Source organism: Selenomonas sp. FOBRC9, from assembly GCF_000287655.1.
GTDB lineage: Bacteria > Bacillota > Negativicutes > Selenomonadales > Selenomonadaceae > Centipeda > Centipeda artemidis.
On record NZ_ALJR01000003.1, the window covers coordinates 83,535 to 108,608 of the forward strand.

The 25,074-nt window shown below is 57.7% G+C and carries 22 protein-coding genes and 1 other RNA gene; 1 reads left to right on the plus strand and 22 read right to left on the minus strand.

Annotated elements, in window-relative coordinates:
- Positions 1–82 precede the first annotated feature (82 nt).
- The 19 genes from HMPREF1147_RS00920 to lpxC all read right to left on the minus strand — a co-directional run bounded on the left by HMPREF1147_RS00920 (position 83) and on the right by lpxC (position 18,231).
- Positions 83–1,009, minus strand: coding sequence for a DUF1848 domain-containing protein (locus HMPREF1147_RS00920; RefSeq protein ID WP_009657369.1), 927 nt, complete (start codon positions 1,007–1,009; stop codon positions 83–85).
- A 264-nt stretch (positions 1,010–1,273) separates the two neighbouring features.
- Entirely contained in the window at positions 1,274–2,800 is a 1,527-nt protein-coding gene (locus HMPREF1147_RS00925; protein ID WP_009657277.1) for a Na+/H+ antiporter NhaC family protein, read from the minus strand.
- A 185-nt stretch (positions 2,801–2,985) separates the two neighbouring features.
- Complete coding sequence (locus HMPREF1147_RS00930) at positions 2,986–3,234, minus strand: hypothetical protein (protein WP_009657429.1); 249 nt, start codon at positions 3,232–3,234, stop codon at positions 2,986–2,988.
- A complete protein-coding gene (locus tag HMPREF1147_RS00935) occupies positions 3,231–3,488 on the minus strand; it encodes a hypothetical protein (protein WP_009438241.1) in 258 nt (85 codons plus the stop codon). The genes HMPREF1147_RS00930 and HMPREF1147_RS00935 overlap by 4 nt, the downstream gene beginning before the upstream one ends.
- A gap of 28 nt (positions 3,489–3,516) precedes the next feature.
- The gene (gene lptB, locus HMPREF1147_RS00940) at positions 3,517–4,236 is read right to left on the minus strand and encodes an LPS export ABC transporter ATP-binding protein (protein ID WP_009349752.1); all 720 of its coding nucleotides are present in this window, start codon (positions 4,234–4,236) and stop codon (positions 3,517–3,519) included.
- Positions 4,237–4,249: 13 nt separating this feature from the next.
- Complete coding sequence (locus tag HMPREF1147_RS00945; RefSeq protein WP_009657285.1) at positions 4,250–4,942, minus strand: LptA/OstA family protein; 693 nt, start codon at positions 4,940–4,942, stop codon at positions 4,250–4,252.
- Positions 4,939–5,481: an LPS export ABC transporter periplasmic protein LptC gene (gene lptC, locus HMPREF1147_RS00950; protein ID WP_009657392.1), complete on the minus strand. Its 543-nt coding sequence runs from the start codon at positions 5,479–5,481 to the stop codon at positions 4,939–4,941. The genes HMPREF1147_RS00945 and lptC overlap by 4 nt, the downstream gene beginning before the upstream one ends.
- A gap of 2 nt (positions 5,482–5,483) precedes the next feature.
- Positions 5,484–6,398: a lysophospholipid acyltransferase family protein gene (locus HMPREF1147_RS00955; RefSeq protein ID WP_009438270.1), complete on the minus strand. Its 915-nt coding sequence runs from the start codon at positions 6,396–6,398 to the stop codon at positions 5,484–5,486.
- A 114-nt stretch (positions 6,399–6,512) separates the two neighbouring features.
- Positions 6,513–7,070, minus strand: a complete 558-nt coding sequence (locus HMPREF1147_RS00960) for an HAD family hydrolase (RefSeq protein ID WP_009657351.1) — start codon at positions 7,068–7,070, stop codon at positions 6,513–6,515.
- Positions 7,070–8,056 (minus strand): SIS domain-containing protein, encoded by a 987-nt coding sequence (locus tag HMPREF1147_RS00965; RefSeq protein ID WP_009657260.1) that lies wholly within the window; start codon positions 8,054–8,056, stop codon positions 7,070–7,072. The genes HMPREF1147_RS00960 and HMPREF1147_RS00965 overlap by 1 nt, the downstream gene beginning before the upstream one ends.
- Positions 8,057–8,068: 12 nt before the next feature.
- On the minus strand, positions 8,069–8,896 hold the full coding sequence (gene kdsA / locus HMPREF1147_RS00970) for a 3-deoxy-8-phosphooctulonate synthase (RefSeq protein WP_009657274.1): 828 nt from the start codon (positions 8,894–8,896) through the stop codon (positions 8,069–8,071).
- A gap of 73 nt (positions 8,897–8,969) precedes the next feature.
- Entirely contained in the window at positions 8,970–9,704 is a 735-nt protein-coding gene (gene kdsB, locus HMPREF1147_RS00975; protein WP_009657376.1) for a 3-deoxy-manno-octulosonate cytidylyltransferase, read from the minus strand.
- Positions 9,705–9,736: 32 nt separating this feature from the next.
- The gene (lpxK, locus tag HMPREF1147_RS00980) at positions 9,737–12,262 is read right to left on the minus strand and encodes a tetraacyldisaccharide 4'-kinase (protein WP_009657300.1); all 2,526 of its coding nucleotides are present in this window, start codon (positions 12,260–12,262) and stop codon (positions 9,737–9,739) included.
- Positions 12,259–13,989, minus strand: a complete 1,731-nt coding sequence (gene msbA, locus HMPREF1147_RS00985; protein ID WP_009657386.1) for a lipid A export permease/ATP-binding protein MsbA — start codon at positions 13,987–13,989, stop codon at positions 12,259–12,261. The genes lpxK and msbA overlap by 4 nt, the downstream gene beginning before the upstream one ends.
- Positions 13,990–14,013: 24 nt before the next feature.
- The gene (gene lpxB, locus HMPREF1147_RS00990) at positions 14,014–15,147 is read right to left on the minus strand and encodes a lipid-A-disaccharide synthase (RefSeq protein ID WP_009657365.1); all 1,134 of its coding nucleotides are present in this window, start codon (positions 15,145–15,147) and stop codon (positions 14,014–14,016) included.
- 18 nt (positions 15,148–15,165) lie between these two features.
- Positions 15,166–15,969, minus strand: coding sequence for an LpxI family protein (locus tag HMPREF1147_RS00995; RefSeq protein ID WP_009657279.1), 804 nt, complete (start codon positions 15,967–15,969; stop codon positions 15,166–15,168).
- A gap of 12 nt (positions 15,970–15,981) precedes the next feature.
- Positions 15,982–16,794 carry an acyl-ACP--UDP-N-acetylglucosamine O-acyltransferase gene (gene lpxA, locus HMPREF1147_RS01000; protein ID WP_009349740.1) on the minus strand — a complete coding sequence of 271 codons (813 nt, stop codon included), beginning with the start codon at positions 16,792–16,794 and terminating at the stop codon, positions 15,982–15,984.
- A 170-nt stretch (positions 16,795–16,964) separates the two neighbouring features.
- A complete protein-coding gene (gene fabZ / locus HMPREF1147_RS01005) occupies positions 16,965–17,405 on the minus strand; it encodes a 3-hydroxyacyl-ACP dehydratase FabZ (protein ID WP_009438242.1) in 441 nt (146 codons plus the stop codon).
- A gap of 1 nt (position 17,406) precedes the next feature.
- A complete protein-coding gene (gene lpxC / locus HMPREF1147_RS01010) occupies positions 17,407–18,231 on the minus strand; it encodes a UDP-3-O-acyl-N-acetylglucosamine deacetylase (protein ID WP_009657318.1) in 825 nt (274 codons plus the stop codon).
- Positions 18,232–18,369: 138 nt separating this feature from the next.
- On the opposite strand from lpxC, the gene ssrA reads away from it, so the two are divergent.
- Positions 18,370–18,721, plus strand: a transfer-messenger RNA (tmRNA) gene (gene ssrA / locus HMPREF1147_RS11505).
- Between the two features lie 180 nt (positions 18,722–18,901).
- On the opposite strand, the gene HMPREF1147_RS01015 is transcribed toward ssrA, so the two are convergent.
- The 3 genes from HMPREF1147_RS01015 to HMPREF1147_RS01025 all read right to left on the minus strand — a co-directional run bounded on the left by HMPREF1147_RS01015 (position 18,902) and on the right by HMPREF1147_RS01025 (position 25,064).
- A complete protein-coding gene (locus tag HMPREF1147_RS01015) occupies positions 18,902–20,923 on the minus strand; it encodes a TonB-dependent siderophore receptor (protein WP_009657416.1) in 2,022 nt (673 codons plus the stop codon).
- Between the two features lie 117 nt (positions 20,924–21,040).
- Positions 21,041–22,993: a TonB-dependent siderophore receptor gene (locus HMPREF1147_RS01020; RefSeq protein WP_009657410.1), complete on the minus strand. Its 1,953-nt coding sequence runs from the start codon at positions 22,991–22,993 to the stop codon at positions 21,041–21,043.
- 106 nt (positions 22,994–23,099) lie between these two features.
- Positions 23,100–25,064, minus strand: coding sequence for a TonB-dependent siderophore receptor (locus HMPREF1147_RS01025; RefSeq protein WP_009657270.1), 1,965 nt, complete (start codon positions 25,062–25,064; stop codon positions 23,100–23,102).
- Positions 25,065–25,074: the final 10 nt, after the last annotated feature.

Below are 25,074 nucleotides of genomic sequence, written 5' to 3' on the forward strand. Positions count from 1 at the left end.
AACAGGTCAAGAGGAAAGGATTTCAACGCTCTGTATTATACAGAGTTTTTTCATAGAGTGCAAGCATTTTTTATCGAAGTTGTCAAAATAGGACTTCCTGCCGCTCCAGCCAGCTCTCCTGCCGGGCGTCGTGTACCCGATCGTCCGGCTCCGCATCGCCGAGGAGAAATGGGGATGCGGGGTCATGCGTATGGATATTCCGTTGCATCCGCCCGGCGTGACTTGTCGCGTAACAATAGCGGCAGAGGTGCGGACAGCTGTCATAAGCGCCGATGTCCGCGCCAAGATAACAGTCGCATTCCGTTCGCTGCCGCACATACTGCGGAAACTGGAGACGCGCGCCGAGTGCCCGTTCATAGATGCGCGGCGCCATGCATCCGCCGCAGTCCGCACCAAGCGCGGCAAGTTCCCTCCCCCCGCCGCACGGATAGACTGTCATACCATAGATGCGTGCCGTCTCGACGATATACGCCCCCAGCTCCATGCGCTCCTCCGGCAGAACGGCACGTATGCCCGGGAAATTCCGCAGGGTCTTTTCATAGCGTGTGATAAAGCTGATAACGACACTTTCCGTTGTCCCTGCAAGCGTTTCTGCCATCTCCCGGAACGCGCGGCGGTGAAAGTCCAATGTATATTGACCGTGGAGAAAGACAGGATCGTAACGCCAAGCAATCCGATGCGTTCCGACAATCGCAGAGAGGCGGCGAAATGATGCCGCAACCTCCCGCCACGGCGGCACATGCGGCTCCACGTCACGCCCATAGGGCGTGATCGTCACATGCCAGAGCTGCCCAAAGTCCCGGAGCAGTTCCATATGCGGGATCATCGGCGCAGGATTTTTCGTACAGAATCCGATCAGGTCGACGACGGCAGGGTCAAGGCGATAGCGTGTAACCTGCGCCCGATCAAAGGGATTGCGCACACAGACCGATCCCGCACGCAGACGATTGCAGAGCCATGGCGTATAGAATGCGGGGATGTCCGTGCGCATCCCTGTGTGGATGATCATCAGCGTTCCCCCTTTTTCTAGATATTTCTCTTAATATCATAACATAAGCCGACGAAAAGAAAATCCATCGGATAGAACCCTATTGGATGAAACATGCAGCGCTTTGCAGGACAGCATATTCATCATCTGCAGGGATAAAGCATCTTATCTTTGCGCAAGCTCTTGATGAAAGCGGCATTCGTACTGTTGCTGCTTCTGTGGGTACAAAAAAGAACCGCCGCACACGCGTAAAACGCAGTACGGCAGTCCGAGCTGATGTATTGATTATGCGGACAGTTCCGCGCGCTCCCCCTGCGGCGGCACTCGGCGCAAAATCACCAGCATGACAACGCCGAGTGCGGCGGATCCCGCGGCGACACCGAGCCATCCGTTCTGCGTCATACCGTCTACGACATAGCCGATGAGTGAGCAGAGCGAGACGGTGAGCACATATGGGATCTGCGTGCTCACATGGTCGAGGTGATGGCACTGCGCGCCCGCGGACGCGAGGATGGTCGTGTCCGATATGGGCGAGGCGTGATCGCCGCCGACCGCGCCCGAGAGCACTGCGGCAACGCAGACGACGAGCATGGCGGAGCTCTCGATGTCGCCGAGCACGGCGATCGCAATGGGGATGAGGATGCCGAACGTCCCCCACGACGTCCCCGTTGCGAACGAGAGTCCGAGCGCGACAAGGAAGAAGATGGGCGGCAGGAACATGATGATGGAGGCGTGCGCACTCACGAGTCCGCCGACGAATCCGCCGAGGTTCAGATATTTATCACTGCACACGCCCGAGAGCGTCCACGCAAGGCAGAGGATAAAGATCGCGGGCACCATCGCCTTAAATCCTTTGCTGAAGCTCTTGCAGAACTCCGTGAAGGGCAGCACGCGGCGCGGCAGATAGAGAAGTCCCGTAAAGGCAAAGGCGAGGAATGATCCGAAGACGAGCGATTTCGACGAGTTGCAGTCGGCGAACGCCTGCGCGACGCTCTTGCCCTCGTGGATACCGCCCGTGTAGAGCATCCCGTAGATACACGCGCCGATGAGGACGGCGAGCGGCAGGAGGAGGTCGATCATCTTGCCCTTGCCCGCTTCCTCGTCGCGCGCGCCCGCACTTTCACGGTACTCGGCGGGGATGAAGAACTCCTTTTGGTTCTCGCGCACGGAGCGTCCCATCGCGCCGTAGTCGCGTCCCGTCCAGATGATGAATACCATGAACGCGAGCGTGAGGAGTGCGTAAAGGTTGAACGGTATCGTCTGCAAAAAGAGGGAGAATCCGTCGATGCCGCTGTTCTCCGGAAGCGAGGAGCCGACTGCCGCCGCCCAACTCGAGACGGGCGCGATGATGCAGACGGGCGCCGCCGTGGCATCGATGATGTACGCGAGCTTTGTACGCGCGATCTTGAGTTTATCCGTTACGGGACGCATGACCGTACCGACGGTGAGACAGTTGAAATAGTCGTCGATGAAGATGACGACGCCGAGCAATGCTGTCAGCATCAGTGCGCTGCGCTCGCCCTTGATCGTGCGCGCCGCCCACTCGCCATACGCACGTGTCGCGCCCGAGCGCGTGATCGCCGCGACGAGGATGCCGAGGATCGCGAGGAATACAAGGATGTTCACGTTCGCGCCGACCTTTTCCTCCATCACTGAGAACATAACGAGCACTGCCTCGAGGACGTTAAAGTTCGTAAAGAGCATCGCTCCGGAGAAAATTCCGATGATGAGCGACATATAAACTTCCTTCGTCCACAGTGCGAGCGCGATCGTAATGACCGGAGGAAGTACGGACCATGCGGATTCCGCCATTGTTTAACCCACTTTCCGAGCGCACGGACGGCGCTCTGCATTTTTCAATCGGTGTTTATTTTATAACAAATGAAGATGCGAATCAAGATACATATTTTGCGAGTTCCTCCGCCCATAACAAAAGCTCCTCGAAGAAGTCTCTCCAAGGAGCGCTCGCGTTCAAAGGGAGAAGTTCTCGCCCATGGCTATGCCAAACGCTTATATCGGGCGGGGGGTATGCGCGGCGCGGCGGACGTTTCTTCCAGCGTTGCCAGTCGCGACTGCATCAGCTCCTCTATCGTGCGGTATGCCGTATGCATACATGCTTGAAATTCGTTATGGGGATCAGACGCGAGCATCTTCGCGGCGTCATCTTTATAAAATTTTACATCCTCCATAATCTCCGTCATCATATCCGCGAGCATATCACGCGTCACATCATCACGCAGTCTCATTTGAGTCCCCTCCTTTTCATCTCTTCTTGTGCGTTTGCAATTTGCCGCCGGAAATTAGCGATTTCCATTTCCCAATGACGAACAATCCCTGACCGATACTGTTCGCTCCTCAGGTGATAATCTGTCACATAATCTTCCGGATGGGCTATTTTATTCCTGTGCTTTTCGATTTGCTCTAAATTATGGCGAATGGAGGAACGAAGTCCCTTATCACCGTATTTTGTATAATCTATAGCAAATAGTTGTAAATCCATGAAAGCCCCTCACCTCGTACGGATGCGTTCAAAGGGAGAAGTTCTCGCCCAGGTAGAATTTCCGTGCGACAGGGCTGTCGGCGATGGTTTGGCTGTCCCCCTCTAGGAGGAGTTTGCCCTCGCTGAGGAGGTAGACGCGATCGACGATGTGCAGCGTCTCGCGGACGTTGTGGTCGGTAATAAGAATTCCCATGCCGCGCTGGCGCAGATACTCGATGATCTCCTGGATGTCGGCGACGGCGAGCGGATCGACGCCCGCGAACGGCTCGTCGAGCAGGATGAACTGCGGCTCGAGCGCGAGACAGCGCGCGATCTCGACGCGCCGACGCTCGCCGCCCGAGAGTTCCGTGCCGCGCCGGTCGCGCACATGTCCGATGTGGAACTCCTCAAGCAGTCCGTCGAGGCGATGCTTCTGCTCCGCCTTGGAGAGCTTCGTCGTCTCAAGGATCGCGGCGATGTTCTCCGTGACGGTGAGCTTGCGAAAGATGGACGGCTCCTGCGTGAGGTAGCTGATGCCGAGCGCGGCGCGCCGGTACATGGGATAATCCGTGATGCAGATGTCTGAGAGATAGACGTCGCCGTGCGTGGGCTGCTCAAGCCCCACGATCATATAGAACGTCGTCGTCTTGCCCGCGCCGTTGGGTCCCAGGAGCCCGACGATCTCCCCTTTGTCCACGCGAACGGAGATGCGGTCGACGACCGTGCGGCTGCCGAATTTCTTGACGAGGTTTCGGGATTCGAGATGCAAGATGCCGCCCTCCCTACTCCGTCACCGGCGTGCCGTCGTCCGCGAGATAGACGGTCATATGATTGCTGCGCGCGATATTGTTCGCCTGCATGACCCACGCGCTGCCATCAAGGACGACGTAGGGCTTTTCCGCCTTGCCGTAGTAATCCATACGGTCGCCGCCCCCCTCCATATCGCGCGGGGGGCTCACAAGATGCGCGTTCCCCGTGCCGATATAATGCTCTTCTTTGAGCCATCCCTCAATGTGGTCTGCGGAAAAGGTGCCGTCCGCGCTTGTAATCGTTCCGCCCGACGCCGCAAGAATGCGATCGTTTTGACCGGGGTAATAATCGGCCTGCGGGCCTGTAAAGGTACGATCCGCCTTGACCATCCGTACGCTGCCGATCGCCTGCCAGTGCTCCTGCCCTGCGGCAAAGAGACGGTCGCAGGAGAGCTGCATATCGTCGCGCACGGCATGGACGCCGCCCTCGACCGTCCCCTCCTGCGTTTTGATATTATAGGTGGCACGCTGCCCCTCGATATGCCCCGTCCCCTGCTCCATACGCACGTTGTTTTCCGCCGTGACAAGTCCCGTCTGCGTGTTATAACTGAGGGAATCCGCCGTGAGCGATGTCGGCTCGTTCGAGCCCGCCGCAGATGCCATCGCGGAGAATGCGCCCGCCGCCAACAGCAGCAAAATGCCGTGATAGAGTTTCTTCTTCGTCATTTCGACGCCCCCTTTTCTATCCGCGCGTTTCCTTCGATACGAAACTGCCGGAATTCATCCATGCTCATGATGCGGTCGCCTGTCGCGCGCAGATCATCGCGCTCTACCTGTGCATCACCCGTCGCGGTAAGAGTCCCTTCTGTTGAGGTCCATTTGAGTTCATTTGCCATGAGGCTCGCACCGTCGCTCGTTGCAGCGTTCACACTGCCCGTGAGCACAACATCCCGTGTCTCGTGATCCATGTGCCCCTCATCCGCGTGCAGTGTGAGTGTCCGCCCGTCCTCGCTGTAGAAGGCGCCCTCTATCCCCTGCATACTCGTATCCTGTGTATCAATGTCAACAGTCATCTGCTGCGCGGTGAGCGTCCATACTGTACGCCCGTCGCGTTCCTCGCTGAGCGTATTATTCTCGTAGGACATGATGCGCGGCGCATCGGAGACCTCTGATGAGGTTGGCGGCTGCGGTGCGGTCGATATTGCCCACACGATAAGGAGGATCAGGAATGCCGCAGCACCGCCGTAGAGATATTTCTTCTGCACCGTTACGTCCCCTCCTCCTGTGCGACCGACATGTGATGCTTGCCCGTGCGCTGCTGTTCCGGCGCGGTGTTCCATCGGTGCTGGAACCAAATCCACTGGGTCGGATTCTCACGGATGATGCGCTCGACGACAGCGGTCATCTCCACTGTAAATTCATACAGGTCACGGTCGCTGTCCCCCGTGTTCGGGCAGCGCATGATCTCACCGATGACAACCCGATGCTTGCCGTTTGGCTGGCGGAGGATAAAGGCAGGCAGCACAGGTGATTTGAACTTGCGTGAGAATACCGCGGGACCGAGCGGTGTGGACGCCGTGCGCCCAAGGAACTCAATGAATGCGCCGCCGGGACCGCCGTCCTGATCGGCGAGGAAGCCGAGGATGCGCCCGCCCTTGAGGGCACGCGCCGCCGCAAGCAGTTCGCTCGTGCCGCGCGAGAAGATCTCAACGTGAATGGTCGCGCGCAAGTCGTCAAGCACGCGCGTGTACTGGATGTTCGGCTGCGGTTTTGCAATCGCGCTGACAGGCATTCCATTGAGCGTGAACGCTGCCGAGAGCCATTCCCAGCATCCGATATGCCCCGTGAGTACGACGACGCCGCGTCCTTCTGCAAGAGCCTCCTCCATACGTTCCATATGGTCAATCTCAATATAGTCGCCGAGGTTTTTCTCATTGAGCATCGGCATGGCAAGGATGTCGAGAACGTTGCGCGCCATATTGATGAACGAAGCGCGCACGAGCCGCTTTGCCTCCGCTTCGTCGATGCCGAGCGCGGGCATCATCTGCGCAACGGCGCGGCGACGCATCTTTGCGATGATGAGGTAGTAGAGATTGCCGAGTACCCACCCGACCGCGAGCAGGAGGGGGCGCGGCGTACGGCACGCGATATAGCTGAGCAGCATTAAAGTATTATACAGCACGGCGCACCGCACCTCCTTCTTACCATGATCTAAAGCGCACATCAGCCGATCAAGGGCACGCCTATCTTGATGCTTCTGCGCATGATGTTATCATACACCGCCGGGACAGATGTCTCACTGTGCAATTTCATCCTCGTTCTGTAAAAAAACTGTCAACACATCATTCCAAAGCCCCTGAGACTTCAGGATGATCTCGTAGATTTCGCGCACCGCACCGCGTCCGCCCGGAGCGGCGGCAATGATTTGTGCGGCATCGCGCACCTCGGGGACAGCGTCGCCCACGGTGCACGGCAACCCGACGCGGCGCAGGATCGGCAGATCGACAATATCGTCGCCGATATAGGCGATCTCCTCATCCAACAGCCCCGTCCGCTCCTTGATGTCCGCATAGGCGGTGCGTTTATCGAGACTTCCTTGATAAACGCGGTCGATATGCAGCTCCTGTGCACGGTTCGCAACGATGGAGGAGGCACGTCCCGTGATGACGGCAGTATTGATGCCCACCTTCCGTGCAAGCGAGATGATCAGCCCGTCACGCACGAAAAACGACTTATAGAGTTCGCTCCCATCCGGGGCGACGTAGATGCTCCCGTCCGTGAGCACGCCGTCCACATCGAGAATGACGAGCTTGATTTTTTTCGCCCGCCCAACGGCATCTTCTCGTATCGGCATCAGACGACCCCCTGCCTGAGGAGATCCGTCAAATGGACGATACCGACGGGTACGCCCGCCGCATCAACGACGGGCAGGACGGTGACGGGGCGCGGCTTATGCGCCTCCATCACATGCAGAGCAGCCGCCGCCATCTTGTCCGGTGCAATCGTGAGCGGCGTGGCGAACATAATGTTCTGCACCTCTTCGTCGAGGAAGGTGTAGTCCTTCGCAAGGGCGCGGCGGATGATGCCGTCCGTGACGAGTCCGATGAATTTGCCGTCGGCATCGACGACGGACGCCGCACCGAGTCCCTTGTCCGTCATGACAAAGAGGGCGTCCTTCACGCTCGTATGATAGGAGACAACCGGGTTCTCGTCGCCCGTATGCATGACGTTCGACACGGTGAGGAGAAGCCTGCGCCCGAGCGCGCCGCCCGGATGAAAGAGCGCATAGTCTTCCTTCTTAAAGTCGCGCGCCGCCATGAGCGCCATCGCGATGGCATCGCCCATCGCGAGCGTCGCGGTCGTCGAGCTCGTCGGCGCGAGTCCGAGGGGACAAGCCTCGCGTTCCACACCGATGTCAATGTAAAAATCCGCGCTGCGCCCGAGCTGGGACTGCCGCCGTCCGCACATGGCGATGATGCGTGCGCCGATACGGTGGATGATGGAGAGGATGTTGACGACCTCGTTCGACTCGCCGCTGTTGGAGATGGCAATCACGATGTCGTCCGTCGTCACCATGCCGAGATCGCCGTGAAACGCCTCGGCTGGGTGCATGAAGAACGCGGGCGTCCCCGTGCTCGCGAGCGTCGCCGCGATCTTGCGCCCGACATGACCTGATTTGCCCATGCCCGTCACGACGACGCGCGCCTTGCAGTCAAGGATGGCGCGCACCGCCGCCTCGAACTCGTCGTCAATGCGCTCTTTGAGGCGCGCGACCGCCTGTGCCTCAAGCTCAAGCGTCTCGACGGCTTTTTCCTGTATCATGCTCGTATGTAACGACATAGAATCCCCCGCTCAGACTAACTTTTTACGCACAATTTGATAAATGGCAAGCGCGTCCTTCAGCAGATCCTCGAGCTTGTCGAGGTAGACCATGTTCGCCCCGTCCGAAAGGGCTTCGGGCGGGTTGTCATGCACCTCAAGGAAAAGCCCGTCGACACCCGCGCCGACCGCAGCGCGCACGAGGTACTCCACGAACTCGCGCTGCCCCGACGAGCTCGTCCCCGCGCCGCCCGGCAGCTGTACGCTGTGCGTTCCGTCAAAGATGACGGAATAGCCGAAGCTGCGCATAATGGGGAAAGAACGCATATCGACGACGAGATTGTTGTAGCCAAAGCTCGCCCCACGCTCGGTGAGCAGGATCTTCTCACTGCCGCTCTCATGGATTTTATCGACGACGTTGCGCATATCGTTCGGCGAGAGGAACTGCCCTTTTTTCACATTGACGATCGCATTCGTCTGCGCCGCCGCATGGAGGAGATCCGTCTGACGCGAGAGGAACGCCGGGATCTGGAGGATGTCGACAACCTCCGCTGCAGGCCGTGCCTGATGCGTCTCGTGAATGTCGGTAACGACGGGGACGCCGAGCTCCTTTTTGATGGTCTTGAGGAGTTTCAGGCCCTCCTTCAGCCCCGGGCCGCGGAAACTGTGGAATGCGGAGCGGTTCGCCTTGTCAAAGGACGCCTTGAACACATAGGGGATGCCGAGGCGGTCAGTGATCTCCTTGATGCCGCGGCCGATCATGAGCGAACGATCCAGCCCCTCGAGGACACACGGCCCTGCGAGCAGAACAAGCGGCTCACCGCCGCCGATCTCAAAATTCGCCAGCTTCACTTTGTTCATCTTCATGGCTCCTTTCAATCTACAAGCAGTAGCACGGTATGTAGTTCTATTATAAAGAACTCTCGCGCCGCGGTCAATCGGCAGCGTGTCTCCGATACGCTTCGTTGACCGCGGCGAGGTCTTCCTCGGTGTCGACGCCGATGAATACGGCGTCCGTTTCGACGACGCGGATGCGGTATCCGTTCTCGAGAGCGCGGAGCTGTTCGAGGGACTCGGACAGCTCGAGCGGCGTCTGTGCCATCCGCGCATAGGCGAGCAGGAAGTCTCGGCGGTAGGCATAGATACCGATGTGCTTATAGACCTTTGCCCCCGGAACGCGCGCATACGGGATACGGGCACGTGAGAAATAGAGCGCGTTGCCGCTTTTGTCCGTAATTACCTTGACGTTGTTCGGGTTCTCCTGCTCTTCTTCGTCCGTGATTGCGGTCTTTGCCGTTGCCATCGCGAGCCGGTCGTCCGCAAGGAACGGCTCGACAAGTGCATCGATCACAGACGGCTCGATCAGCGGCTCGTCCCCCTGCACGTTGATGATGAGGTCGTAGTCCGTCATCCGTGCCGCCGCCTCGGCGAGCCGATCCGTCCCCGTCGCATGGTCGGCGCGCGTCATAACGGCATGCCCCCCGTGCGCCTCCACCACCGTGCGGATACGCTCGTCGTCGGTTGCAACGACAACATCCTGCACGAGACGCGCTTGCAGAGCCCTCTCATAAACGCGGACGATCATCGGTTTGCCTGCAATATCACGCAGGGGCTTTCCCGGGAGACGCGTCGACGCGTAGCGCGCGGGGATGATGCAGAGAACCTTCACAATGCTTCACCTGATTTCATAAGAATACGGATTTACGACGGCATGTTGCCGCCACGCAGTTTTTCCGCAAGCTGCCGTTTGAGTTCGTAAAAAAATTCTTCGCGCCCTTTTTGGAGTGTAACCTCAACGGAGATGACATACATGGGAATGCGCCACTTCGCGCGAACGACGTCCCCCGGCACCTTCACCGCGTCTTTTTCCGTGATGACGATTGCCTCGACGCCGAGTGTCTCGGCACGGTAGAGCACCTCCGCCATGTCGCGCTCACCGTAGTCGTGATGATCCGGATAGCGCATACTCTCGACCATCTCGATGCCAAGATCGGCAAGCGTCTGTTCAAAGGAGGCGGGGTTTCCGATCGCAGAGACGGCAAGCACTTTCTTGCCCTCCATCTCGGTCACGGGCACGCCGCCTGCCGCGATATCTTCATACCAGTCCGAGAGCCGCACAAACTGGCGCGGCTGATGGATACTCTCAAGAACGAGTCCGTCCTGATTGTAGCTGCGGAACGTCTCCCAAATATGCGCGATGGCGCCCGGCGCCGCCTGATCCACCTTTGTCATGAGACAGACGTCCGCACGGTCGATATGCGAGAGCGGTTCGCGCAGCGTCCCGCGCGGCAGCAGGTAACCGTTGCCAAAGACGTTGACTGCATCGACGAGCAGGATGTCCATATCGCGCTCGAGCTGCCAGTGCTGATAGCCGTCGTCGAGGATGGCAACCTCCGCACCGAAATGCTCGATTGCGTAGCGCCCTGTCACAGCACGCTGCGCGCCGATGAGCACAGGGACGTTCGGCAGATGCTTTGCGAGCATGAACGCCTCGTCGCCCGCCGTCTCGGCATCCATCTTCAGCGTACGCCCGTCGGAAACGATGCCGACCTCGCCGCGCCACTTGGCACGGTAGCCGCGGTTGAGAATCGCGACGCGGTAGCCCATATCGGAGATCTCACGTGCGAGGTGCTGTGCGGTCGGCGTCTTGCCCGTGCCGCCGACGGTGACATTGCCGAGACTGATGACGTAGCAGTCGAGCCGCTCCTTCTTTGCCCACCCCCACCGGTACATGGTGAGTTTGAGGTTGACCAGCTGCTCGTAGATGAGCGAGAACACATAGAACACGCCCATGATGAGCCTGCGCGAAATACCGCGCACCTCTTTATCATGCACGAGATCGATGAAGTACGTCTGAAAGTTCGCGACCTTTTGCGTCGCGCGGACGCGATGCCCGACAATCCGCTCCTGCGCACGAATGGAGCGGCGCGATTCATAGGTTTCAAGCATCTCGACAAGAATGCGTGCAGATTTCTCCGACGCGCCTTTGTTCTCGTTGATGATGGCAAGGGTCTCCGCCTCGAGCCGCGCACGCTCCGCAGCGTCGCCAAAGAGACGCAGCGTTTCGCGCGTCAGCTCTTCACCGTTCGTTACGGTGACGACGGCATTACGGTTGCGGAATAGTGCGTGAATGTCCTTGAAATTGAACATCTGATTGCCGACGATGATCGCCTTGCCGTGTGCCGCCGGTTCGAGGATGTTATGCCCTCCGTGCGGTACGAGGCTGCCGCCGATGTAGATGACATCGCCGAGCCCGTAAACGCGCCCGAGCTCGCCCACCGTATCGAGGATAACGATGTCCTCGCCGCGCGCGGCGCTGCCCTTTTGCAGTTCCTTGCGCGTTGTGACTGTAAACCCTGCCTTGCGGCAAAGGTGCTCCACCTCCATGGTACGCAGCACCTCGCGCGGCGCGATGATGAGACGCACGCCCGGGTCTTTCTCGCGCACCGCCTTGAACGCCGCGAGCACGAGTTCTTCTTCACCGCGGTGCGTGGAGCCTGCGATCATGATCCGGCTTGCGCCCGAGAGTCCGAGCTCCTCGATGAGCGCGGCACGCTCATCCGCGCTGACGCTCGTATACGCCTGATCAAATTTCGTGTTGCCCGTCACCGTGACGAGCTCGCGCGGCGCACCGAGACGCATGATATAGTCGGCGTCGATGGAGGACTGCATCGCGAAGCATTTCACCGTGCCGATCATCTCGCGCAGCATCCCGAAGAGATATTTGTACTGCTTGACGCTGCGGTCGCTGATGCGTCCGTTGACCATCATGACGGGGACGTCGAGCTGCTTTGCTTTTTTGAGGAAATTCGGCCAGAGCTCCGTCTCAACGGGCAGGAACACGCGCGGCCGGATGCGCCCCACGACGCGTGAGGCGAGGAAGGGCAGGTCGAGCGGGAAGTAGATGATGGCGTCCGCATCCTTGATGATGCGGTGCGCCATCTCGTAACCGCCCGTCGTGACGACCGAGACGAGGATGGGACTGTCCGGGAAGACCTTGCGGAACTCGCGGACGAGCGGGCTTGTCGCAACGATCTCACCGACGGATGCGGCATGCACCCAAATCGCGTTTTTCCCCGCGACCTTTTCGATGGTCTCCTGCGGGTAGAATCCAAAGCTCTGCTTGATGCGCTCGATAAAACCGCGCTCGCGTGTCGCACGCAGCACGAAAATCGGTATGATGATGGTGACAATGAGGATCGCCGCTAGATTGTAGAGGAATCTCATACGTCGCCCCCTTGAAACTGAATGTCATAGAGATGCCGATAGAGCCCGCCCTTTGCAAGCAGCTCCTCATGCGTCCCCTGCTCCACGATATGCCCCGCGTCGATGACATAGATGCGGTCGGCGTTGAATATGGTGGAAAGGCGGTGTGCGATGACAAAGCTCGTCCGCCCGACCATGAGACGGTCAAGCGCCGCCTGCACGATCTTCTCGCTCTCCGTGTCGAGCGCAGACGTCGCCTCATCGAGGATGAGGATGCGCGGGTCTTTGAGAATCGCGCGCGCGATCGCGATGCGCTGGCGCTGACCGCCCGAAATGCTCACGCCGCGTTCGCCGATCTCGGTATCGTAGCCGTGCTCCAGCTCCATAATGAAATTGTGCGCGTTCGCCGCGCGCGCCGCCTCCTCAATCTCCGCGTCCGTCGCATCGAGGCGTCCGTAGCGGATGTTCTCGCGAATCGTCGTCGAAAAGAGCATCGTCTCCTGCGGTACAAGCCCAATCTGCCCGCGCAGAGACGCGAGCGTTACATCGCGGATGTCATGCCCGTCAATGCGGATCGTGCCGCTGTCCACCTCGTAAAACCGGGGAATGAGGTTTGCGATCGTCGATTTGCCCGCGCCCGAAGGACCGACAAAGGCGACCATTTCTCCCGGGGCGGCATCGAGCGTCACGCCGCTGAGCGCCGCGTGCCCCTCCTTGTAAGAAAACGTAACGTTCTCGAAGCGGACATGCCCCTCCACGGGCGGCAGGGGCTGCGCCCCCGGTTGATCCGTGATCGACTCTTTAAGATCCACAACGGAAAAGACGCGATCCACCGCAGCCATTGCCTTTTGGAGATTGCCGTAGATGCGCGAGAGCCGCTTCACCGGATTTGCAAGGTTCACGGCATAGGTGAGGAAGGCGACGAACGCCCCCGCCGTAATGTCGCCGTTGACAACCTCATAGCCGCCGAACCACACGATGAACGTCACGGCGATCGCCGCGAGAAACTCTACCGTCGGCGTCAGCATACTCGTCTGCTGAACATTCTTCATTACGGCGTCAAAATTGCGGTTGTTGCAGTTCACGAAGCGGTCGATTTCATAATCCTCGCGCACGAAAGACTTGACCACGCGCGTTGCGGCAAAGCTCTCCTGCAGGAGCGCCGTGATTTCCGCGAGCCGTGCCTGAATAACGCCGCTTGACTTCTTAATCTTCCGCCCGAAGATCTTCATCGCCTGCCCGACCATCGGAATAACAACAAGCGTTAAGAGAGAGAGCTTCCAATCGAGATAGAACATGAGAACGAGCGATCCGACAAGGATACACCCCTCCGTCACCATATCGATGAGATTGTCCACAAGCGCCGCCTGTATCGCGGCAACATCATTCGTGACATAGCTCATGATCTCGCCCGTCTGGTGGCGATCGTAGTACGCAAGCGGCATCCGCTGGAACTTGCGGAACATGACCTCGCGCACATCGATGATGACCTTCTGCCCGATGTAGGAGACAAGATAAGACTGCCCGAAGTAAAAAATCCCGCGCAGGAAGAAAATCACAACGATGCCCACGCAGATCGCGTTGAGCAGCGCCATATTCTTATCCGCGAGGACATCGTCGATCATGTCCTTGATGATCCACGGGACATATAGATTCGCCGACGAGGCAAGGATAATGCACAAGACGGCGAGTGCAAATTTCTTTGCATACGGCTGCATGTAGGCAAGCAGTCTCTTGTAATTCTTCATAGCTCTCCCGGTGAAAATAAAAATTTATGCGCGCCGCGCCAGAGCGATGATCTTCTCCGCGACGCGGTGCGCAGCATGTTTTTCTCCAAGACACGCGACAGCGCGCGCAAGGCGCTCGGTCACATAGGAGCGATCCTCTCCGTCCCGGATGATACGCTCCATCTCCGCCGCGATGCGCCGCGGCTCGACGTCGCCCTGCAGGAGTTCGGTCTCAAAGGTCTCTCCAAGGAGGATGTTTGGCAGGGAAAACCGCTCCACATCGACGAGCAGACGCCCGACAATGTAGGACAGCATCGAGAGCCGATAGAGCACGACCGCAGGCAGCCCCATAATCGCCGCCTCCATCACGACCGTCCCCGACGTAGCCATCGCCGCGCGTGCAATGCCCATGAGCGCATAGCGCGCGTCACGGGCAAGCATCACGGGTACGGACGCCGCCGCAAGGTGCGCGGCAAGCCGCTCCTCGTCGACGCCCCCCGCAACAGGCAGAAAAAAACGCCGCGCAGGATCCGCCGCTGAGAGAATCTTCGCCGCGCCGAGCATCGCGGGGAGGAGCCGTTCGATCTCCTCACGGCGGCTACCCGGCATGAGCAGGATGGGAACCTCGCCGTCCGCGATGCCGAAATGCCGGCGTGCCTCTTCGGGCGGCAGCTCCGCCCGTACCGTATCCACGAGAGGGTTGCCGACGAACGAGATGTTCGCCCCCGCCGCCTCATACGGCGCGAGCTCATGCGGGAAGATCGCCACGAGCTCGTCCGCGATCTTTGCGCAGTCCTTCGCGCGCCCCTTGCGCCACGCCCATGCAGAAGGGGGAATATAAGAAAAGACGGGGATGCCCCGCTCTTTTGCCCGCTTTGCGAGCCGCCAGTTAAAGTCCGGATAGTCGATGATGACGAGCACATCCGGACGCTCCTCCTCCATAAGCCGCGTGAGGTCGTCGAGGAGGGCAAGAATGCGGCGCAGATTCATCAGCACCGCCGAGATGCCCATGACGTTGTAGTCCGTATAGTTTTGGCGGAGCACAACGCCTGCCTCCGCCATCCGCGCCCCGCCGAATCCGATGAGCGAAACCTCCGGATCGATCGCCCGCAGTTCCCGCGCGAGCGCCGCCCCGTGCAGGTCGCCCGAAGTCTCGCCCGCCGACAGCATGATCTTCACCGGCAAGACCTCCTTCTCTTAGAGCGCCGCGATCGTGATGCCGTTCGCCTCCGCAAGTGCAACGGCGCGTTCCTTGTCGATGAAGAGCGTTTTGCCCGCCTCGATCGCGAGCGCCGACGCCTTGACGGCAACAAGGGATTCGATGGTATCCAGCCCGACCGCGGGCACATCGAATCGGCTGTCCTGCTGCGGCTTTGCCGCCTTCGCGACGACGGCGCCGCTGCCCGCAAGCTGCCCGCCGCGGCGGATGCAGGCGTCCGTCCCCTCGATTGCCTCGAGCGCCATAACCGCCCTATCCTTCACAACGGCAGTCTGCCCGACGTCGAGACGCCCGATCTCACGTGCCATTTGGAGACCGAACTCCATATCGCGGCGCTCCGCCTCGCTCGGTGCGCGGCTCGTGAGTGTCCCCTCCGCCGGCATGAGCGGACGAATGAGCGCCGTCTGATCGAGCGGCGTCACGCCGATCTTCATCAAGGCGCCGACGAACATCATCATGATGGTATCGTCGTTCTGATTCGGCAGCTGCATCAGCATCCCGCGCAGCATTTCGTCGGGTACGATCGCCCCGGTGAAGAGGAGTTCCTTCGTCACCTTGCCGATCATCGTGACCTTTTTGATCTCCTCCTGCTGCAAATACGCAAGGATGGAAGCGATCTGACCGATGCTGATCTCGCGATAGACATTTGCCGCATCCTTCAGCTCCGGATCCGTATCCGGCAGAAGCGCAACCGCATGCACCTCATAGCCGAGCGCACGCGCCGCACGTGCACACGCGGCAGGCAGATGTCCGACGCCTGCGAGCAGACCTATTTTTTCCATGAATCTCTCCCCTTACTCATCCTCGTGACGTTCCCGGCAGATGCCGCGCTCCGCGTTGCGGAGGAAGCGCAGGAGATGGTCGATCTCCTCGCAGGAATCCACCTCCTGCTCGATGACGGCGATCGCCTGCGTGAGGTTCAGCCCCGAGCGGTAGAGGATCTTGTACGCCTGCTTGATGCGGCGGCGCACATTGATGGGAATGCCCGCGCGCGAGATGCCGACGCTGTTGAGACCGACGGCACGTGCAGGATGTCCGTCCACCATCGTGAACGGCACGACATCCTGCACGAGTTTTGACGTGCCGCCGATCATCGCGTTGCGCCCGATCTTTACAAACTGATGCACGCCCGCCATGCCGCCGATCACGACGCCGTCCTCGACGATGGCATGTCCCGCGAGCATCGCCGCGTTGCTCATGATGATGCGGTTGCCGAGGATGCAGTTATGCGCAATATGCGTATACGCCATGAGGAGGCAGTCGTCTCCGATGCGCGTCTCCTCTCCCTCGCCCGTCGCGCGGTGCACCGTCGCGCACTCACGAATCGTCGTGCGGTCGCCGATGAACGTATAGCTCTTTTCGCCCTTGAACTTCAGATCCTGCGGCACCTCGCCGATGGAGGCTCCTTGAAAAATATGGCAGTCCCGGCCGATCTTCGTCCACTCTTTGATCACGGCGTGCGGTTCGATCTTTGTCCCCTCGCCGATCTCAACATGATCCGAGATGACCGCGTAGGGGCCGATCTCCACATTCCGCGCGATGCGCGCCGTCGGCGCAACGACGGCGGTGTCATGGATATAGGCGATAACCTTGCTGCTGCCTGTCATCTATTTCAACTCCTTCAGCCCCGGCGTCTCCGCTAGGGCAGACATATTCCACTCTCCGTTATAATCCTGCGTGAGCATCGCATATTCACATCGGAAAATCCGCCGAAAACGGGATTTTCCCCTTCTGAGCGTGAATTATGTCCTTTTTTTCTGTATTTATGGCTCTTTTTTCAGAGTTCATCCCCGTTTTTCAGGGCAAATTTGAAATCTGCCGCCGCCACGAGTTCGTCGTTGACATAGGCATCCGCGTGCAGCACGCCGAACACGCCGCGCACGCGCACAAGCTCCGCCTTCGTCACCACCACGTCGCCGGGGACGACGGGACGTTTGAACTTCACATTTTCCATCCCGCCAAAAAGCGCGATCTTGCCGCGGTGCTCGTCCGGATAGAGCATCGTGACGCCGCCGACCTGCGCCATCCCCTCAAGGAGCAGTACGCCCGGCATAATCGGGTGCCCGGGGAAATGACCGAGGAAGAACGGCTCGTTCATCGTCACGCACTTGATGCCCGTTGCCGATTTGAACGGAACCAGATCGACGATACGATCCACAAGCAGCATCGGCGGACGATGCGGCAGAATCTGCTGAATCTCATTGATGTCCAAAGTCATGCTAATTCCCCTTCTCTGCAATCTGCTTCGCCAGTGCCGTGTTGAGCGCGTGCCCCGACGCCACCGCTACGATATGCCCCCGGATGATGCCTGCCAGACGGATGTCCCCGATCACATCGAGAATCTTGTGGCGCACCAGTTCATTGGAAAAATTCAGGGGATTCACCCACCCCTCGTCATTATAGACAATGACCGTCTCGAGCGAGCCGCCAAGCCCGAGACCATGCGCACGGAGCGCCTCGACCTCCTTTTCATAGGCGATCGTACGCGCCGGCGCAATCTCCTTTGCATACGTCTCAAGCGTAACCTCCACGTCGAAATACTGCACGCCGATGAGCGGATGCTCGTTGAGCGAGGTGAACGAGACGCGCAGCCCGTCGTACGGCAGTGCCATCACAAAGTGACTACCGTCGTCCACACGATAGATGCGGTCAATGACCGTCGTCCTGCGCTCCGCCTCCTGCTCCACCGTCCCCACGCCTGCGATGAGGTTAAAAAACGCGCGCGCGCTGCCGTCTACAACGGGCGGTTCCTCCGCATCAAGCGTCACAAGGCAGTTATCGACCCCATGCACATGCAGCGCGCTCATCAGATGCTCGATCGTGAAGAATTTCAGCGCCCCCGCGCCAATCGTCGTTGCACGCAGCGTCGCCGTCACGTTCGCCGCAACGGCGGCGACGGGCGGCTGCTCCGGCAGATCGGAGCGTCCGAACAGGATGCCCGTCCCGGGCGGCGCTGGTGCGAGTTCCATATGAACCCGGCGTCCCGAGTGCAGCCCGATGCCGTCATAGACCGCACGCGCCGCCAGCGTTCTTTCTTTTTGCAAGCGATCGCCTCCTGCGAATTCTGTCGCATTTCAATCCACGTTACATGATACTAAAAATTTTCCGAACTTGCAAGGGATTTGACAGACGATATAACATCTGATAATATAAGGGCAAGCAAATCACATGCTTCCGGTATCGGGGATGTAATGGTCTCGACGGGGATGGGCGGTATGTGGACAGCGAGCCGGGGGGTCATCACCCCGTTAGTAAGGTGAAAACTTTTATTAAACATAAAAGCAAACGAAGACTACGCTCTGGCGGCTTAAGCCAGCCCCTTTCCATCTGTTTCCCGCACGGACGGAGCAAGGGGTCAAACGCGGGATACCCGGGAGCCACCGCACGATAACTCTCAGGGGAACACAATCGTGATCGGCAGCGCATACCTTGTCTGCGGGGGATGCGTCGCCTAAATAAAAGCACAGACTGCGCTCGGAGAAGCCCATGTGACGTTATCTTCGGACAGGAGTTCGATTCTCCTCATCTCCACCAAACGAATACGACAAATCCCGCGCGGGGAAATTCCCCGGCGCGGGTTTTTTTGTTGAGAGAAAAAGGCTGCCCCGCCGACGTGTTGTCACGTGTGCGGAGCAGCCTTGCTTTCATACGCGGGGATGGGATAGCCTCTATGGGGCATCCTCCCCTGTTCTTAATTGCGGCGGCGTCGTTTATTCAGAACCGATAGGTATAGTTCAGCATATAGTTTGCCGGTGTCGCCCAATAGGAGGCGCTGGAGTGCGAGAGTACGTCCTCACGGTCGAGCAGGTTATCAATCGCAAGGGAAATCTCGCTGTGCGCATCGGGGCGGTAGGTCGTGTTCCACGAGGTCAGCAGATATGGTCTGACCGGTGTGGAGTGGCTGCCCGACGGCGTCTGCACACGGCTGCCGAGATAGGAGGCGGAGAGATCGGACGTCCATTTGCCGTGCTCATAGGAGACGCCGCCCGTGAGCTGGATTTTCCCAAATTTCCGATCCCAATAGGTTTTTCCCGTGTTTTGGCGGCTTACGGGATTTTGCCAAGTCAGCCCCCAATGGTAAGAGAACCCATTTTTTCCGGCGATTTTGTCCGAGAGTTCAATCCCCGTGTTGCGGTAGTCCTCGTTGATATACACATAGGTGCGGTTGCCGGCACCCCCCGTCACGCGCGGCGTGATATTATCCTTGATACGGATATGGAAGAGCGCCGCCCGCAGGCTGTGGGCGCCGCGGTCCATTTTCCAGCCAATCTCATAGTTCACGCCCGTCTGCGGTTTGAGACCGGGATTCGGAATTGCCATGTCAGTCTTGTTGAACATCTGGGAAAACGCCGGCATCTTAAAGGACTGCGTGACATTCATATAAACGCTGCTGTCGCGGTTCAGCTTATGCAGGAACTGCCCGGACATGCTGAAGTTATTATAGTTTCGCCCAAACTGCGCGCCTGTTGTCCACGTCTCGCGTGCTCCAAATACCCCCGTATTGCGGTCGTCAAATTTCTGCGTCCACTGTGCGAACAGCCCCCAGTTATTGCGCGTATAATCTAACGCCTTCGGCTCTGACAGCGACGGTATGCTTTTATAAATTTCGCGTTCCAACGATAGCCCGGCAATTAGATTTGCCTTATCGCCGATTCTCCACTGCTTCTGTGCGTCCACGCCGTAGGTGCGGTTGCGCTCTCGGCTTTGATACCAGTTTTTACTGCTCTTCGCGCCGCTCGGCGTATGCTTTCCGTCCGCCCCGATGAAGGTTGGGCCGTCGGCATTGATATCGGTCGTATTGAAATACAGCCCGATGTTCCAATTATGCGCATGGAAATGTGCCTGTATTGTATGCTGAGACGTGTCATATTTGCGCATATTATACGGCTCGCCTAAGCGGATGCCGTACCTCGTATAGGATATCTCGTCCATATAGCGCTTATAGCGGGACTCGGTATTGTAATAATTATACATGACGTCCCATACGGGGCTGATGCGGTAATTGAAGGCGACCGTCTCCTTCTTTACCTTATCGATATCGGTATAATAAGCCCCTGTCAGAGTGGTTCTAGAGGGTCTTACCTCTTTTCCGGATACTTCCGTCGTGCTGCGCCGAGTGATTTCGCCCCAACGGTTCATATTATAGCTCAGTCCAAACCGCTCGTCGCCCACGCTGACGCCGTACGCCCTCTGACCGAAATTGCCCGCGCCGACGGTAACGGAGTTCTCTCCCCCCTTCTTCGTGATGATGTTTACGACGCCGCTGACCGCCGTGCTGCCGTAGAGAACGGAACCGCTGCCCTTGACGATCTCGATGCGCTCGATGTTGTCCGCCGCAATCGCGTCGAGATTGTACTTGCCGCGCCACGCAATCGGATTGCCGTTGACGAGCACAAGCGCGTCGCCGTCCACGCCGCGGATATTGAGCTCGTTGACCATCGTGCCGAGGGATGCCCCGCCCTGTCCCATAGACTTGTAGGTAAAGCCGTTGACCTTACTCAGCACATCGGCGGCGCTCTTCGCGCCGCTCTGCGCAATCTCTTCATGCGTAATTACCGTCGTCGACGCGGGGGTATCCAGTTCCTTTGTCTCGACACGCTGCGCGGTGACGATAACGTCATCCAGAGTATAAACAGGCATGACGTCTGCATCTTGTCCCCCCCCGGCGGATACAATTCCGTTCACGCCGGAAAGAATCGCGGTAATGACCGCTGTTTGCAGCAGTTGCTTTTTCAAAGTTTTTCCTCCTTTTTGGCGCTGTACACCATTTCAGCGCGATATTTATTCACATACCGCCCCGCATGGACACGGTGCTGCCGCATCCATGCGGGTATGACGGCGATATGTTTAATTTTAGAACCGATATGTGTACGACAGGCGATAGTTCCGCGGAAGCGACCAGTATTCGTGCTGAATGATCGGATTCTCTCGATTGAGTATGTTATAGACGCCGAACGAGAGCGTCTGATCGGGCGTTACTTCATAGCTCATCGTGAGCTGTCCCTCGATGCGGTTGGGGATTTTGTGATCCGGTTTTCCTGATGCGGTTTTCCCGGTCAGTGTATAATATGCCCACTGCCGCCCTGCCGTAACATACCAGTCCATACTGATGCGCAGCTTATCTTTGCGGTACAGGAGTCCTGCAAAATACTGTTGGTGCGCATCCGACTGTCTCCATTCCCCCTTCTCTCTTGCACGCGGATTTGCATAGTATCCGCCGATGCGCGCCTGCAGGTTTGGCGTAATCTGCTTGTGATACTCCAACTCGACGCCGACGTTGCGGAACTCGTCCCCGTTCGTCTGTATGTCAAATTTTTCATGTGTAACGGGGTCTTCCTCCACTGCCCATACAAATTGATTTTTGACCGCCATGCGGAATACCGCGATCCTGAGCGATTCTTTATTGTCGCCAAACTTGACACCCGTCTCGTAGTTCCAGCCGACCTGCGGTTTCATCGGGTACAGCTTGAATACGTTCCGCTTCGTAAACCATGAATTGACCGCCGGCATCTCGAATGATTTTCCAATGTTGACATACCATGATGCTTTCGGCGTGATTTTGTAAACCGTCTGAATCTGCGGCAGAAATACGTTCTGACGCCGCTCATAGGTATTTTTCTTGACGATATGCTCGCGCACGCCAAGTGTTGCGGAGAAGCGATCGCTGAACCGGCGTGTGTAGGAGAGGAACGCGGCGTAGGAATCGCGTTCCAAATGCGCTTCCGTTTTTACGTTATTTAGATAGTTTTCACGATGAAATTCAAGTCCGCCGACGAGGCTGTCCTTTCCTTCGCGAAAATCCCATGCCTTTTGCAGCTCAAAATGATACGCATTAGAGTTGGTATCGGAGCCGGCATCCTTGCTCATGGGACGGACTTCCTGCCGTATCCACGCAAACTTGCTGTGCCACTGCCGATCGGCATCATCATAAGTCACGCCGACACGCTGTTGTCTATAGTGGTACCGCCGTGACGCTTTGAGCTTTGACCAGTCGCGCAGAGCGGGTTGGTAATCGTACTCGTTCGTTGTGGAATCGGTATCGTTATAGGCGTAGGTGGCGGTGAGTTTATCGTTGATGCGCAAACTGAGAAACGCACTGTCCTTTGTCCCTGCTTCGCGGCTCTTGCGCGTCGTAGTTGTCGTCGGTGTTTTGAAAAAGATGCGGCTCGTTTGGTGAACCGGCTTTCTGTAATCCCGCCGATAAGAGAACGTCACATGCTCATTCCCGACCATGACGCCGTAGTTTTTATCATAGCTGCCGATCGCCCCCGTAACGCGCCCCTGCACGTTCTTCCCCTCCGGCTTCTTCGTGATGATATTGATCACGCCGCCCATCGCCTCCGCGCCATAGAGAACCGAGCCGGCTCCCTTCACGATTTCGATTTTCTCGATGGCGTCCACGGGAATCGAGTTCAGCATCGAATTATAGTTCAGCAGATTCGCCGGAGTCCCGTCAATGAGCAAGAGGGTTCCTCGGTCAAGTCCTCGAACGCTTAGCCGCGAGAACATGCCGCCGTACTGTTCACCGCCGTGTCCATAGGCGTTTGAATTCAGTCCCGGCACACGCTCCAGCGCTTCGTATGCCGTAACCGCGCCGCTGTCTTTCAGCTGCTGCTCTGTAATTACAGTCGTCGTCGCGGGCGTGTCCAAATCTTTGGTCTCAACGCGCTGTGCGGTGACAACCACATCGTCAAGCGTATACTCATCGAGTTTCGAGGCATCTTGTTCTCCTCCTGCGGACACAACTCCATTTATACCGGAGAGAATCGCAGTGATGACAGCCGCCTCCAGCAGTTGTTTCTTCAAAACTGTTCCTCCTTAATTTTTCAATTGTTCTGGGCAACATATTATGCGAGCGTCTAACGGCACGCTGCTCCGTGCGGTTAGACGCTGTACGATGCATATGATTATCTTAGAAGCGATAGGTGTAGGACAGACGATAGTTCCGCGGGAGCGACCAGTGTTCGTTTTCATTGATCGGATTCTCTCGGTCAAGCAGGTTGTAAACGCCGAAAGAAACTGACTGCGCGGACGAGAATGCATACTCCATTGAGATATTCCCCTCCACACGATTCGGAAGCGCATGATCCGACTTCCCGCTGCTTGCTCCGTAAACACCGGTCAGGAGATATGCCGACGGCTGTCTCTTTGCCGTGATATACCACTCCGTATTGACACGCAATTTTTTGAGATTATATTGTGCGCCCGCAAAGAATTGCAGCCGTGCTTCCACCTGTTTCCAAGCACCGGTATTGCTCTTTGCCTGCGGATTTGCATAATATCCGCCGGTACGAATGCTCCACCGGTCGCTGAGTCGTTTGCTGTACTCAAGCTCAAGTCCCGTGTTCTTGAACTTGTCGAGATTGGTCTGTACCCATGTGCCGGGATCGCCGCCCGAAATCACCGTATTCTCTTTCACCCATTTGAACTTATTGTTGATGTCCATATGGAAGAGCGCCACTTTCAGCGATTCTTTCGCATCGCCGAACTTGATGCCCGTTTCGTACGTCCATCCATCCTGCGGATTGAGGCGATAGCGTGTGGATACCTTTGTGCTGTAGTAGGGAGAATTGACTGCAGGAGTCTCGAACGATCTGCCCATATTCACATACCACGAAGAGCGCGGGCTCATGCGATAGAGCGTCTGCACCTGCGGTAGGAAGATGCTCTGTCCCCTGTCGTATCCGTTCCCCTTGACGAAATGCTCGCGAATCCCAAGCGTTGCTGAGAATCGCTCGTTCATTTGGCGCGTATAGGCGGCAAAGACGGCGTATTGATCCCGATGAAGGCTTCCGTGATTATCGGAATGCCGCTTGACATGTCCTTCCCGATGGAAATCAAGTCCCGCGACGAGGGTATCAAGCCCGCCGCGCAGATCCCATTTCTTCTGCGTGTCAAAGTTCCAGCTCGTCGCATCCGTATCAGTAGTGCTGTCCACATTGAGTGGGCGTGTCGTATGCTTGAGATATGCAAGGCTCGATTTCAGCCCCGTATCCTTATCGTCATACATGAGACTGAACCGATGTGTTTCATAGGCATAGTGGTAGTGCTTGTGCTCCCATACTCTCGTATTGGTGTTCTGCTTATACTCATGCTGCGCCGGCGCGCTGTCATTGTATGTATAATTCGCCGTCAGCTTGTCATTCAAGCGCACATTGAGAAAGGCAGTATTTTTTGTCGCATTATCACGCCATTTGGTTGAAATATAGCGCGGCTTCTTGTCATAAGGGAAAATTCTGTTGTACTGTGAAACGCCCTTATGATATTCGCGCTTGAACTGCGCGCTGAAATTCTGTCCCGAGACCGCGACGCCGTAGTTCTTCTCATGACTTCCGACCGTCCCCGTGATGCTGCCGTGCAGCTCCGTGTCCGTCGGCTTCTTCGTGATGATGTTGATGACGCCCGCCATCGCCTCCGCACCATAGAGAACGGAGGATGCTCCCTTAACGACCTCAATCTTTTCGATGGACTCGACAGGGATCGCGTTCATCATCTGATTGTAGTTCATGAGGTTGGCGGGACTGCCGTCAATCAGCACTAGAGTTCCCTTATCCAGTCCGCGGATATTCACACGGGAAAGGTCGATCGGACCATCACCCGCGGGGCCGTAGGAATATACATTCAGCCCCGGGATGCGCTCAAGTGCGTCAAACGCCGTCTGCGCGCCGCTGTCCTTCAGCTGCTGCGCGGTGATCACCGTCGTCGTCGCGGGCGTGTCCAAATCCTTGGTTTCGACGCGCTGTGCGGTGACAACCACATCGTCGAGCGTATACTCATCGAGTTTCGAGGTATCTTGTCCCCCCCCTGCGGACACAACTCCATTCATACCGGAGAGAATTGCCGTGACGAACAACGTCTGTAAGAGGCTTTTCTTCATAAAAACATTT

Excerpts from the sequence above, each read along its gene's own strand:
- lpxA (WP_009349740.1), bottom strand. The coding sequence starts at position 16,794 with ATGACAGGCAGCAGCAAGGTTATCGCCTATATCCATGACACCGCCGTC.
- HMPREF1147_RS00945 (WP_009657285.1), bottom strand. The coding sequence starts at position 4,942 with ATGACGAAGAAGAAACTCTATCACGGCATTTTGCTGCTGTTGGCGGCG.
- msbA (WP_009657386.1), bottom strand. The coding sequence starts at position 13,989 with ATGAAGAATTACAAGAGACTGCTTGCCTACATGCAGCCGTATGCAAAG.
- kdsA (WP_009657274.1), bottom strand. The coding sequence starts at position 8,896 with ATGAACAAAGTGAAGCTGGCGAATTTTGAGATCGGCGGCGGTGAGCCG.
- HMPREF1147_RS00960 (WP_009657351.1), bottom strand. The coding sequence starts at position 7,070 with ATGCCGATACGAGAAGATGCCGTTGGGCGGGCGAAAAAAATCAAGCTC.
- HMPREF1147_RS00930 (WP_009657429.1), bottom strand. The coding sequence starts at position 3,234 with ATGAGACTGCGTGATGATGTGACGCGTGATATGCTCGCGGATATGATG.
- lpxK (WP_009657300.1), bottom strand. The coding sequence starts at position 12,262 with ATGAGATTCCTCTACAATCTAGCGGCGATCCTCATTGTCACCATCATC.
- HMPREF1147_RS01025 (WP_009657270.1), bottom strand. The coding sequence starts at position 25,064 with ATGAAGAAAAGCCTCTTACAGACGTTGTTCGTCACGGCAATTCTCTCC.
- HMPREF1147_RS00925 (WP_009657277.1), bottom strand. The coding sequence starts at position 2,800 with ATGGCGGAATCCGCATGGTCCGTACTTCCTCCGGTCATTACGATCGCG.
- HMPREF1147_RS00965 (WP_009657260.1), bottom strand. The coding sequence starts at position 8,056 with ATGTCGTTACATACGAGCATGATACAGGAAAAAGCCGTCGAGACGCTT.
- HMPREF1147_RS00935 (WP_009438241.1), bottom strand. The coding sequence starts at position 3,488 with ATGGATTTACAACTATTTGCTATAGATTATACAAAATACGGTGATAAG.
- HMPREF1147_RS00920 (WP_009657369.1), bottom strand. The coding sequence starts at position 1,009 with ATGATCATCCACACAGGGATGCGCACGGACATCCCCGCATTCTATACG.
- fabZ (WP_009438242.1), bottom strand. The coding sequence starts at position 17,405 with ATGACTTTGGACATCAATGAGATTCAGCAGATTCTGCCGCATCGTCCG.
- HMPREF1147_RS00995 (WP_009657279.1), bottom strand. The coding sequence starts at position 15,969 with ATGGAAAAAATAGGTCTGCTCGCAGGCGTCGGACATCTGCCTGCCGCG.